Source organism: Shewanella xiamenensis, assembly GCF_024971755.1.
GTDB classification, from domain to species: Bacteria; Pseudomonadota; Gammaproteobacteria; order Enterobacterales; family Shewanellaceae; genus Shewanella; species Shewanella xiamenensis.
This window is the reverse complement of sequence record NZ_CP079718.1, coordinates 3,953,978-3,966,352: the sequence shown is the minus strand read 5'-3', so window position 1 is coordinate 3,966,352 and position 12,375 is coordinate 3,953,978. Positions and strand designations below refer to the sequence as shown.

At 46.4% G+C, this 12,375-nt stretch carries 10 protein-coding genes; 7 read left to right on the top strand and 3 right to left on the bottom strand.

All coding sequences use genetic code 11. The features are described from left to right. The first annotated feature begins 100 nt into the window (after window positions 1-100). The gene (gene proB / locus KXJ80_RS18620; RefSeq protein WP_218737240.1) at window positions 101-1,219 is read left to right on the top strand and encodes a glutamate 5-kinase; all 1,119 of its coding nucleotides are present in this window, start codon (window positions 101-103) and stop codon (window positions 1,217-1,219) included. A 12-nt stretch (window positions 1,220-1,231) separates the two neighbouring features. Next, on the top strand, window positions 1,232-2,509 hold the full coding sequence (locus KXJ80_RS18615) for a glutamate-5-semialdehyde dehydrogenase (protein ID WP_218737239.1): 1,278 nt from the start codon (window positions 1,232-1,234) through the stop codon (window positions 2,507-2,509). A gap of 58 nt (window positions 2,510-2,567) precedes the next feature. Here KXJ80_RS18615 and KXJ80_RS18610 read toward each other — a convergent pair whose 3' ends face one another. The 3 genes from KXJ80_RS18610 to KXJ80_RS18600 all read right to left on the bottom strand — a co-directional run bounded on the left by KXJ80_RS18610 (window position 2,568) and on the right by KXJ80_RS18600 (window position 4,501). Continuing rightward, window positions 2,568-2,870 (bottom strand): hypothetical protein, encoded by a 303-nt coding sequence (locus KXJ80_RS18610; protein WP_037414983.1) that lies wholly within the window; start codon window positions 2,868-2,870, stop codon window positions 2,568-2,570. A 110-nt stretch (window positions 2,871-2,980) separates the two neighbouring features. Continuing rightward, a complete protein-coding gene (gene ybaK, locus KXJ80_RS18605) occupies window positions 2,981-3,457 on the bottom strand; it encodes a Cys-tRNA(Pro) deacylase (RefSeq protein WP_037414980.1) in 477 nt (158 codons plus the stop codon). Window positions 3,458-3,580: 123 nt separating this feature from the next. Continuing rightward, entirely contained in the window at window positions 3,581-4,501 is a 921-nt protein-coding gene (locus tag KXJ80_RS18600; protein WP_218737238.1) for a DMT family transporter, read from the bottom strand. Window positions 4,502-4,787: 286 nt separating this feature from the next. Here KXJ80_RS18600 and dnaK point away from each other — a divergent pair, with 286 nt between their 5' ends. The 5 genes from dnaK to KXJ80_RS18575 all read left to right on the top strand — a co-directional run bounded on the left by dnaK (window position 4,788) and on the right by KXJ80_RS18575 (window position 12,269). Next, complete coding sequence (gene dnaK, locus KXJ80_RS18595; RefSeq protein ID WP_037414974.1) at window positions 4,788-6,707, top strand: molecular chaperone DnaK; 1,920 nt, start codon at window positions 4,788-4,790, stop codon at window positions 6,705-6,707. Between the two features lie 109 nt (window positions 6,708-6,816). Continuing rightward, on the top strand, window positions 6,817-7,950 hold the full coding sequence (gene dnaJ, locus KXJ80_RS18590; protein WP_037414972.1) for a molecular chaperone DnaJ: 1,134 nt from the start codon (window positions 6,817-6,819) through the stop codon (window positions 7,948-7,950). Between the two features lie 560 nt (window positions 7,951-8,510). Then, window positions 8,511-9,755, top strand: a complete 1,245-nt coding sequence (locus tag KXJ80_RS18585) for an AAA family ATPase (RefSeq protein ID WP_218737237.1) — start codon at window positions 8,511-8,513, stop codon at window positions 9,753-9,755. Between the two features lie 4 nt (window positions 9,756-9,759). Then, on the top strand, window positions 9,760-10,428 hold the full coding sequence (locus tag KXJ80_RS18580) for an HNH endonuclease family protein (RefSeq protein WP_218737236.1): 669 nt from the start codon (window positions 9,760-9,762) through the stop codon (window positions 10,426-10,428). A 500-nt stretch (window positions 10,429-10,928) separates the two neighbouring features. Beyond that, complete coding sequence (locus KXJ80_RS18575) at window positions 10,929-12,269, top strand: DEAD/DEAH box helicase (RefSeq protein ID WP_218737235.1); 1,341 nt, start codon at window positions 10,929-10,931, stop codon at window positions 12,267-12,269. The last annotated feature ends 106 nt before the right edge of the window (window positions 12,270-12,375 follow it).

The following is a 12,375-nucleotide window of genomic DNA, read 5'->3' as shown; positions in this document are numbered from 1 at the left end:
AAGCAGAATTGAAAATTTCTACCCGCATCCTGCCCTCTGACTACCAATTATCTAGCGGATTAGGTATAAGGATTGTCCGGTTATTTTCTACAAATGAATAATGAACTTAAGTGAGATAGCGTATCGCCGCGTGGTGGTGAAGTTGGGGACGAGTGTGCTGACTTCTGGCAGTAAACAGCTAGATAAAGCGCATATGGTTGAGCTTGCTCGTCAAATGGCCGCACTGATGAGATCAGGGGTCGAAGTCGTATTATGTACTTCTGGGGCAATTGCCGCAGGACGCGAACATCTCCAATACCCGGTATTGCCCGACACTATGGCTAACAAACAGTTATTAGCTGCTGTCGGGCAGAGTCAGCTTATTCTCGCTTGGGCGCAACTCTTTAGCATCTACGGTTTGCATGTGGGGCAATTGCTGCTGACCCGTGCAGACCTACACGATAGAGAGCGCTATTTGAATGCCCGCGATACGCTTAATGCCTTGCTGGCACACAATATTATCCCCATCATCAATGAAAATGATGCGGTTGCAACTAACGAAATCAAAGTGGGTGACAACGACAACTTGTCAGCGCGCGCAGCATTGCTGTGTGATGCTGATCTGTTGATTTTGTTGACGGATCAAAAGGGCTTATTCGATGCCGATCCACGCACCAATCCCAATGCCAAACTGATTTCGCAGGTTGAGAAAATTGATGACAGTTTGCGCCTGTTAGCGGGTGGTTCGGTCTCGGGGTTAGGCACCGGGGGGATGTCGACTAAGCTTGAAGCTGCGGATATTGCTCGTCGTGCGGGGATTGAAGTGGTCATTGCCTCGGGCCATCATCCTGATGTGATTAAAAAGGTGGTCGCTAAAGAATCCATTGGCACCCATTTTAGTGCGATCGAAAATCCGTTAGAGAGCCGTAAACAGTGGATTTTAGCGGGACCCGCCGCCCAAGGTTCTCTGGTGCTCGATGCGGGCGCGGTGAAAGCCGTGACCGAAAAAGGTCGCAGTCTGCTCTCTAAGGGGATTATTGGCGTTAGAGGGGAATTTGAACGTGGTGCAACCCTGCAATTGGTTGACCAAAAAGGCAAAATCATTGCCAGAGGCATCACCCGCTATTGTGGTGAGGCCTTAGGGTTAATTGCGGGTAAACATTCCGACGAAATCGAGTCTGTGCTCGGTTACGATTATGGTGACGCAATAGTGCACCGCAACGACATGGTCGTCTTATAAGCGAGGTCTGTTTTGAGTCAAACTAATCAAGCGCAATATTTACAACAACTGGGCAGTCAGGCTAAGCAAGCCAGCTATGCCTTAGCGAATCTTAGCGCCGCACAGAAAGCGGATTTACTCGAGGCGATTGCCGAGGCCCTGACGCAGAACACTCTGGCGATTCTTGCGGCTAACGCCAAAGATGTTGCAGCCGCTAAGGCTGAAGGCTTGAATGATGCGATGATCGATAGATTGTTGCTTAACGAGTCGCGTCTGGCGGGGATTATCGGTGATATTGGTGATGTGGTGCGTCTTGCCGATCCCGTTGGCGAAGAGTTTGGCAGCCGAGTGTTGGACAATGGGTTAAGGCTCACGCGCCGCCGCGTACCGCTGGGCGTGATTGGGGTTATCTATGAGGCGCGGCCGAATGTGACGGTCGATATTGCGGTATTGGCACTTAAAACTGGTAATGCGGTGATTTTGCGCGGCGGAAAAGAGACTCTTGAATCTAACAAACTGATTAGTGAAGTGATCCGTGGCGCGATTGCAAGCCAAGGGTTGCCTGTCGATGCGGTGCAATTGATTGATTCTTCCGATAGGGCCTTAGTCACAGGGCTACTCAAGCTCGACCAATATGTCGATATGATTGTTCCCCGTGGCGGGCAAGCCTTACAGCGCCTTTGCGCCGAGCAAGCGACAATTCCGGTGATTTTAGGTGGCATTGGGATCTGCCATTTGTATGTCGATAAACATGCCGATCTTGAGCGGGCCCTCGAGGTCATTGCTAACGCAAAAGTGCAGCGTCCAACGGTATGCAACGCTCTGGATACCTTGCTGGTGGATAACGCCGTTGCCGAGCGCTTTGTGCCACAAATTGCCGAGTATTTACATCGTTTAGGTGTGCGTTTTTCGGTGTGTGAACAAAGCTATGCTCTGCTCGATGGGTTGGGTTTTGATATTTCCCCTGCAACGGAGCAAAGTTTTGCGACTGAATGGTTATCTTTGACCTTAGGCATTAAAGTAGTGAATGATATTGATGCAGCAATTGCCCATATCCGTACCTATTCTAGTGGGCACTCGGAGGCGATTCTGACCGATGATATCCATGCTGCAACGTATTTTATGAATGAGGTGAATTCGGCAGCTGTGTATGTAAATGCCAGTACCCGCTTTACCGATGGCGGCCAATTTGGCCTAGGTGCCGAGGTGGCTGTAAGTACGCAAAAGCTCCATGCCCGTGGTCCAATGGGGCTTGAGGCGCTAACCACCTATAAGTGGTTAGCGTGGGGCGATTATACGAGTCGTTCATAGCCTGATTGGTACACTAAAAAGCCGCTGAAAAGCGGCTTTTTAGTGGTAAATCTTTATCTTAGTGGATAAGTGGGGTATAGGTGGCAATCAGCCATAAACATACAAAAGCGATTGACATCACTGTGGTGAATTTTCGAAAGGGCCGGATATATTCCAAGGTATAGAGAAAATACTTCTCTTGCACTTTGCGAGTCAGTAATACCGACGGAAGTAAAAAGCTGCAATAGAGCATCACCACCATGGTGGTAAAACCATTCCCCCAAAAATGCTCGTAGATAAAAAGGGCGATACACACCAGCATGGCAACCCAACCGATAGGGGTTATGCCATCTTCTTGATTCCAATGGGTTGATTTTTCCATATGACTATCCTTAGTCACTTAACCGATTGTTTAATTTATAGACGGTTAAGGGAGGCTTTTCAATGGTTTTATGGATAGCGTGTAAAAGAATTTTCTAGGCCGAGTTTAAGTTATAGGGTTTTAATATCGGCAAATGATCCGCGGCACAACTTCGCTAAGTCATTTGCTGCGAGACATATCTCAAGCCCACGGCGACCAGCACTGACATAGATTTTGTCAAATTGCTTCGCAGTTTCATCAATCAGCGTTGGCAGTTGCTTCTTTTGCGCTAACGGGCTGATCCCTCCAACCAAATAGCCGGAAGACTTTTGCGCTAAATCCGCATCGGCCATTTGCAGTTTTTTCTGGCCTAAACATTTGGCTACGGCTTTTAAATTGAGTTGATGATCAACCGGAACGAGCGCAACCGCAAGCGGCGGATGCGCTTTATCGGTCGCGACCAGTAAGGTTTTAAATACCTGCGCGGGAGCGAGGCCTAACACATTGGCGGCTTCTTCGCCGTAGGCGGCGCAGTGTGGGTCGTGGCTGTATTCTAAGATTTCAAAGGGGATTTTGGCTTTCTTTGCCATTTGTACGGCAGGTGTCATGCTTTACTCCTTGCGTCAATTTCTGGGGCAATAAAAGTCCGCCATAGTAGCTCTTTATTGGCGTTTAAAATGTTAGCTCGGGCATAAATTATCTATACCCGAGTAAGGCACCTTATCTGTTGCTTAGTCCGCAAGTTTGGTATTGAGTTTGGTTTTGCGCTCCAGATAGCGCGGGAATAATTGCTGCAACATCATGCCGCTTAAAATAAAACCTAGGCCAATGTAGGTTGCTGTCGCGATGGTCTCTTGTAAAATCCAAGCGATAAAACCAATCGACATCACCGGCGATAAAAACACTAAGGTACTGATATTGGCCGTGCGAGTCGCGGTTTTAAGCGCCATTAACCAGAGTACAAAGGTAATCCCCATTTCAAATAAGCCGACATACATCCCCGCCATCACGGCTTTAATGCTAAAGCTAGGGATCGCATCGGTAAGTAACAGCGTGATGGTAATAAAGGGTAAACCGATTAAAAAGCTCAACAGTAGGCTGACGACGGGGTCGCCTTGATCTTTGGTGTTCACAATCCAATATAGGCACCAGAGCAGGGTGCTAGTCAGCGCCAGCCCAATGCCAAGGGGGCTATCGAAGCGAAAACCGCTGATATCGCCGCCGGTGGCAATAATAAATACCCCAGAGTAGGCAATCAGTGCCGCAATCATATCGCTCTTACGCAAATGTTGTTTCAGCAGTGGCGCAGCTAACAGCGGTAGCAATACCGCCCACGTGTAATTAAGTGAGAGCGCCTGCTGGGCGGGTAACAGTGAATAGGCTTTAAACAGCACCACATAATAAAGAAAGGGATTAATCAGCCCAGTGATCAGATAAAAAGTCGGGCGACGCAACAGCTGCGCTTTAAGTAGCGGTAGCTTTTTTTGCCAAGCGAGAATGGCGCCAAGGGCGACGATAGAGGTGAGTACCGCCACAAACACCAGTTGCAACGGGCTATAAAATCCGAGGGCAATCTTAAAGGCGGTTGCCACCGTCGACCAGAGGAATACCGCACCCATGCCGTACACATACGCCAAATTTGAAGATTTCACACTCTTACCTTATGCACTTAAACCGCCACTCAATGTGCGCAGATTGAATAACAGCTATTGTTGATATGCAAGCGGATTTTACCGTTTTGAATATTTTATACAGCTGAGTTTTTCGAAAAGATAAATCAGAAAATTTTTTGTATGGCCCTTGTAATTAAATTCCCTGTCCCAATATAGGTGTTAAGGCTGAGAAGGTGGCCAACAGTGGACTTGAAAAAAATGCGTCCGGCCCCATATCAAAACCAACTTATTAATTTAGTTTGACAGAAATTTTTCGGAGGACCTCATGGGTAAAATTATTGGTATCGACTTAGGCACAACAAACTCTTGTGTAGCTGTCCTCGATGGTGGCAAAGCACGCGTATTAGAGAATGCTGAAGGCGATCGCACAACTCCGTCTATCATCGCTTACACCGATGATGAGACCATCGTGGGTCAGCCAGCAAAACGCCAAGCTGTAACTAACCCAAATAACACATTCTTCGCGATCAAGCGTTTGATCGGTCGTCGCTTCAAAGATGACGAAGTTCAACGTGACGTGAACATCATGCCATTCAAAATTATCCAAGCCGACAATGGTGATGCTTGGGTTGAATCACGTGGCAACAAAATGGCTCCACCACAAGTTTCTGCTGAAATCTTGAAAAAGATGAAGAAAACAGCAGAAGACTTCTTAGGTGAAGAAGTGACAGAAGCGGTAATCACCGTTCCTGCATACTTTAACGATTCACAACGTCAAGCCACTAAAGATGCGGGCCGCATCGCAGGTCTTGAAGTTAAACGTATTATCAACGAACCAACGGCTGCAGCACTGGCCTACGGTATCGACAAGAAGCAAGGCGACAACATCGTTGCAGTGTACGACTTAGGTGGTGGTACATTCGATATCTCTATCATCGAAATCGACAGCAACGACGGCGACCAAACCTTCGAAGTATTAGCGACTAACGGTGACACTCACTTAGGTGGTGAAGACTTTGACAACCGTTTAATCAACTACTTAGCTGACGAATTCAAGAAAGAGCAAGGCTTAGATCTGCGTAAAGATCCATTAGCAATGCAACGTCTGAAAGAAGCGGCTGAAAAGGCGAAGATTGAGCTTTCAAGCACCAACCAAACAGAAGTGAACCTGCCATACATCACTGCAGATGCAACAGGTCCTAAGCACTTAGTGGTGAAAATCACCCGTGCTAAGTTAGAGTCACTGGTTGAAGATTTAATCATTCGTACTTTAGAGCCATTAAAAGTGGCACTGGCTGACGCTGACTTATCAGTATCAGACATTAACGAAGTGATTTTAGTGGGCGGTCAAACCCGTATGCCTAAAGTTCAAGAAGCAGTGACTAACTTCTTCGGTAAAGAACCTCGTAAAGACGTAAACCCAGACGAAGCCGTAGCCGTAGGTGCTGCGATTCAAGCGGGCGTACTGTCAGGCGACGTGAAAGACGTTCTGCTGTTAGACGTAACACCACTGTCTCTGGGTATCGAAACCATGGGCAGCGTAATGACCAAGCTGATTGAGAAAAACACTACTATTCCGACTAAGGCACAGCAAGTGTTCTCAACAGCCGATGACAACCAAAGTGCAGTAACCATTCACGTACTGCAAGGTGAGCGTAAGCAAGCGAGCGCTAACAAGTCATTAGGTCAATTTAACTTAGACGGTATTGAGCCAGCACCACGTGGCATGCCACAAATCGAAGTGATGTTCGATATCGACGCTGACGGTATTCTGCATGTTTCTGCCACCGATAAGAAAACTGGTAAGAAACAAAACATCACCATCAAAGCTTCTTCTGGCTTAAGCGAAGAAGAAGTGGCGCAAATGGTACGTGACGCTGAAGCACACGCTGAAGAAGACAAGAAGTTTGAAGAGTTAGTGCAATCTCGCAACCAAGCTGACGGCTTAGTTCACGCAACTAAGAAACAAGTTGAAGAAGCGGGCGATGCACTGCCAAGCGAAGACAAAGCTAAGATTGAAGCGGCAATGAGCGCGGTTGAAACTGCTGTAAAAGGCAACGACAAAGAAGCCATTGAAAAAGCGACTCAAGCGCTGATTGAAGCGTCTGCTAAGCTGATGGAAATCGCTCAGGCTAAAGCTCAAACTCAAGGCGGCGCACAAGAAGGTGCTGCTAAACAGTCTAACGCGACTGCCGATGACGTTGTCGATGCTGAATTTGAAGAAGTGAAAGACGACAAGAAATAACATTTGCTTTCAATCAAATTGATTGATTTCAAATAGTTAATTTCTAGGCGGGCGTTACGGGGAAACCCTAACGCCCGTTCGTTCAACTTAAGCTGAGAAGCATGAGATTATGTCAAAGCGAGATTATTACGAAGTATTAGGCGTTGGTCGTGACGCCAGCGAACGTGAAATTAAAAAAGCTTACAAGCGTTTGGCAATGAAGTTTCACCCCGACCGCAACCCTGGCGATAAAGCTGCCGAGGCGAGCTTTAAAGAAGTTAAAGAAGCCTACGAAATCCTTACCGATGCCAACAAAAAAGCGGCCTATGACCAATTTGGTCATGCGGGTGTGGATCCCAATCGCGGCGGTGGTGGTGGCTACGGCGGCGCGGGCGATTTCGGTGATATTTTCGGTGATGTCTTTGGCGATATTTTCGGCGGTGGACGTCGTGGCGGTCAACGCCAAGCAGCCCGCGGCTCAGATTTACGTTACAACCTAGAGTTATCACTGGAAGAAGCTGTAAAAGGTCTCACCAAAGAACTGCGTATTCCAACCTTAGCCAGCTGTGATGTGTGTGATGGCAGCGGTGCGAAAAAAGGCACGTCGGCGACCACCTGTACAACCTGTCATGGTCAAGGCCAAGTGCAAATGCGCCAAGGTTTCTTTACCGTGCAACAGCCATGTCCAACCTGCCATGGTCGCGGCAAGATCATTAAAGACCCTTGCACTAAGTGCCATGGCGATGGCCGTGTCGAAAAAACGAAGACACTGTCAGTTAAGATCCCAGCAGGTGTCGACACTGGCGACCGTATTCGTTTAGCGGGCGAAGGTGAAGCGGGCGAGTTTGGCGCCCCAGCGGGCGATTTATACGTTCAGGTCAGTGTGCGTGAACATGCCATCTTTGTTCGCGATGGCAACAACCTCTACTGCGAAGTGCCGATTTCATTCAGCAAAGCGGCGCTCGGCGGCGAGATTGAAGTCCCAACACTGGACGGTAAAGTCAGCCTCAAGATCCCTGCCGAAACTCAAACGGGCCGTATGTTCCGTCTGCGTGGCAAAGGGGTTAAATCGGTTCGCAGCCATGCCGTGGGCGACCTGCTCTGCAAAGTTGTGATGGAAACGCCAGTCAACCTCAACGAGCGTCAGAAAGAATTACTGCGCGAGTTTGAAGCGACCTTAACCGGCGAATCAAAGAAGCATAGCCCAAAGGCTGAGGGCTTTTTCGATGGCGTGAAGAAGTTCTTCCAAGACCTAAATAGCTAATTAGGTTTGCTGGCGCTGCTGTTATGTTAGTTAGCTGCGCACTAGATAAATAAAGCCTCGCAGTGTTTAACACTAGCGGGGCTTTTTTATATCTGTTTTTTGTTGGGAAAGGCGGCCTTGCGGCCGAGGTGAGTCAAAGTCGTGGGGCTTCACCCCACACCCGACCAAAAGGGGAAAAGCGCCTGTTCCCCTTTTGGAAATCCCTCGGCGTCCCCAACGGAGTTGAAAGCCCCTTGTGCTCATAGCCAAATTTGCTATCGCTTCCGAAGGCTCCACTTTACATCCATGTAAAGCCCTCCAGTTCGGCAGTCCCAGCCTCTCGCTCATAAGCGCGAAAATCACCGATTTTCATTCGCCCCTGCACCTGCGAAAGCTAGCTCGCCATCCATGGCGAGACTCACGCAATTTGCCTATTCGCCCCGCGGCAACTCCGAGGGGATGGTGTATTCCTTAGACTCTAATTGTAATCTGTAAATTGTTCAGGCATAAAAGTTATGCCTGTCCGATTTTTCTCAGGGTAAATACTATACAATCGAGCCTATATCATTTGAGGTAACATTATGTCTGGCTATTTAACTAAAATTAAAACCAAAATTCCATACTCTGATAAAGAAGTGGATATTAACGTCGATGGAAAAACATTGATCTTAACTGGTGGTAATGGTTGTGGAAAAACACAGTTATTACGATATGTTTTTGAAAAATTGAATGACCGAATAGTAAAAAGAGATAACTCAACTTTAGTGAGTCTAGAGGCACAGCAAATAAATTATGAGAGCCTCATAAGGAGCGTGGGACAGGCAGATCAAAGCTATGATGCTTATCTAAGACACCTCGAAACTGTTAAACAGAAAATAGATGAACTTAAGTGTCCGCCTGTTACCGTATCTGAACTCGAGGATATAATATTAAAATACAAGGATTTCCATGCAGTCCTCCTTTCGTTTGAAGCAAGTAGAAAATCTGACATTCTTAAACCATCTTCTGTTTCCTCTCTGGATAGCCTCAAACAGAAGGATAAAAGCACAGTAACAAATCTACATCAACAAAAAACGAGTTCTTCTATATTTGAGGAATTCTTAGTTACAAGTATTGCTAACCAAGCTTTTTCAGAATCCAAAAAAATCAACAATGATCCAGAAGAAGCAACACGTATTGAAAAGTGGTTTATAAAGTTAGAGGCTGACTTAAAGAACCTTTTTGAAGATGAAAATCTAAAATTAGTATTCCAATCTGACTCATTGTCTTTCGAGATTCATCAACCAAATAAAGTGCCATTCACATTCCAAAACCTATCGTCTGGGTTTTCTTCAATCATGGCAATTTATGCTGATTTGATTACCAAGGTTACTTTACGTTCTATAGACCCATATGAGCTAGTCGGAATAGTGTTAATTGACGAAATAGATGCTCATCTTCATGTTTCAATCCAAAAGAAAATATTAGCATTTCTCACAAAAGCATTTCCGAAAGTACAATTTATCGTTACTACGCATTCTCCGTTTGTAGTGTCTTCTGTTGATAATGCTGTCATTTATGATTTGTCTAAGCTTAAACAAGTTGAAGATTTATCAATGTATTCATACGAAGCTGTATTAGAAGGGTTATTTGGCGTACTACCTGTTTCTAATTTACTTCAGAAAAACATTGAAGCTTTAGCCAAATTATTGGATAGAAAACCTATTGATGTCATTTCAGTTCAGAATATTTTAGCGCAACTTCCTCAAGATAAAGAGTCATTAGATTCTGAGTCGCTTTACTTTGTAAATTCAGCAAAGCTGGCAATTAATAAAGTAAAGGGGTAGTCATATGTTCAACGTTGTAAGAAATGAACCTACTCCAGCATCACTGGCAGCTAGAACTAAGTATGATTCTAAAGATGTTTGGGATGCTCTGAACAAGGTATTCCATAAAAAATGCTATATCTGTGAAACATGTGAGCCTCAGGACATAAATGTTGAGCACTTTATTCCGCATGAAGGTGATCAAAGTTTAAAGTTTGACTGGACTAATTTGTATTTTTCGTGTGGAAGATGTAATAACATTAAACTTGCTAAGTATGATCATCTTCTTGATTGCTGTAATGAGGATATTGATGTCGTTCGGGCTATAAAGCATCTACCACCATCAACACCATTCGCGAAAAAGCTAATCATTGAGGCACAGAATAACGATGGCAAGACCCAGCTGACAGCTGAACTCTTAGCAAGGGTTTTTAATAGTGAACATACTCCAAATAAAGAAATCTCAGGAACGTTTTTGAGAAAAAAAGTTTTTACTCAGTACAACTTACTTTTAGACCAGCTAAACAAATACTATGACCCAGTTGCATTAGAAGATGAAAAAACAATGGCTCTAGAACGCATTAAGCTGCTTCTTAAAGCTTCTTCTCCTTATAGTGCATTTATAAGTTGGTGCATCATTGAAGATCAAGAGCTAGGGCCTATACTGCATGATTTTATCGGCAGAGCTGAATAGCCCTCATTAAAAGAAAGGACGGGCAGATTTCTTTTGAGACTAACTGCTAACACTGCAAATTCAGGAGTTCACCTTCCCCTGCGAAGTTGCCGCGGGGCGTTGGAATAAATTGCGTGAGTCCGGTCATGGATGACCGGCTAGCTTTCGGGGTTCAGGATGTACCATCGGAAGCGATAGCCATTTATCCATAAGACCAAGGCTAGTAACCAATGCATGTAACTTCGCTAGGGGCGGCAAGGGAGATCCAAGAGGGAATTGCTGTTGATCCCCTCTTGGTCGGGTGTGGGGTGAAGCCCCACGACTTTGATTTTGACTTTGATTTTGTTTTTGGCTCAGATATTTAAACAAATTTAAAACTTAAGGCTTCTTAGTGGCCTAACGTGAATACCTAAATATACCGTCGAAAACTATCCCAAGGCTTTAGTCAAAGCCGAAACAACATTGGTATTAACAGCCAACTCTGCGTAAACTTTCGCTCCCATGTTTTTATTGGTGTTGCGATGACCATTCCTAAGCCTTTTCCTTCCACAGAGTCTTACCCAGAGTCGTTAACCTTTGCCGAGCTTGGCGTCAATGTGGCGTTATGTTCAGTATTGCCTACCGCGCTCAAGCATCCGACACGGGTACAGCAATTAGCGATTCCGGCGATTCTTGCGGGGCGAGATGTGTTAGCGCTGTCGCAAACCGGTAGCGGTAAAACCTTGGCTTTCGGTTTACCTTTGCTGCAAATCCTCTGGCAACAAATTGCTGCGCAAATAATGGCTAAATCCGTGCCTGCGGCTAATCCACTGGCATTAGTGTTGGTGCCAACGCGTGAGTTAGCGCAGCAGGTGAGCGAGGCGCTGCACGCGCTGGCGAGTAAGTTATCGTCTTCTTTGAATATTCAGCTCCTCTGTGGCGGCATCGCGCAGGAAGAGCAATTAGCCGAACTTGCCGCTAATCCGCAGCTTGTGGTGGCAACCCCTGGGCGCTTATTGGATTTATGCACGCAGTCCTATATCAGTCTCGACTCGATAAAATATCTAGTGCTAGACGAAGCCGACCGCTTACTGGAAATGGGATTTTGGCCTGATGTGCAAAAGCTGATGGCTATGATGCCTAAGCGTAAGCAAACCTTACTGTTTTCAGCCACCTTGCCAGAGGCGTTGGATTCCTTGGCGGGTAAATTGCTGAGCAATGATCCCCTGCGGGTTGAGGCCAGTACACGCAATGCTGTCGCAGCCGAAATAGAAGAGCGACTGTATTTAGTCAATAAGGGCAGTAAGGCGCAGGCATTGATTGCGTTACTCAAACAATATCAATGGCCGCAAGTGCTAGTGTTTATCAGTGCCCGCGATGATGCGGATGCGATAGCGAAACGACTCGTTAAGGCGGGGATAAATGCTGCTGCACTGCACGGTGAAAAAGATCAAACCGTGCGCAGCCAAACCTTGGCCGACTTTAAAGCCAATCGTATTCAAGTGGTGGTGGCGACGGATTTAATGGCCCGAGGGATTCATGTTGATGCCTTACCAGTGATGATCAATTTAGATTTACCCACCAGTGCGCCTGTATATGTGCACCGTATTGGCCGCACCGCAAGGGCGGGCGCCAAAGGGCTCGCTATCTCTTTGGTGTGCCATGGTGAGATGCCAAGCTTAACCGCGATCCGCAACTTGACGGCGCGTGAGTTACCGTTAGCATCATTGGCGGACTTTCCGGTGACCGATAAACAGAGCGAAAGATCCAGAGAGGATGGTGCTGAGCATAACGTTGCGCCTAAGCGCCCACCTCGGGATAAACAGGCGAATCGTCGCAGTCTTAATAAGCACAGCGTCAAGGCATTTAAAGGTAAGCGTTGAGTGTAAGCCCGCGCTGCTATCCATAAACTGCTAGCACTTATTGGCGGCTGTTTACCTGTTTCCGCTGGGTAAACTATATAGTTAACCTCGGAACGTGGATTACTAC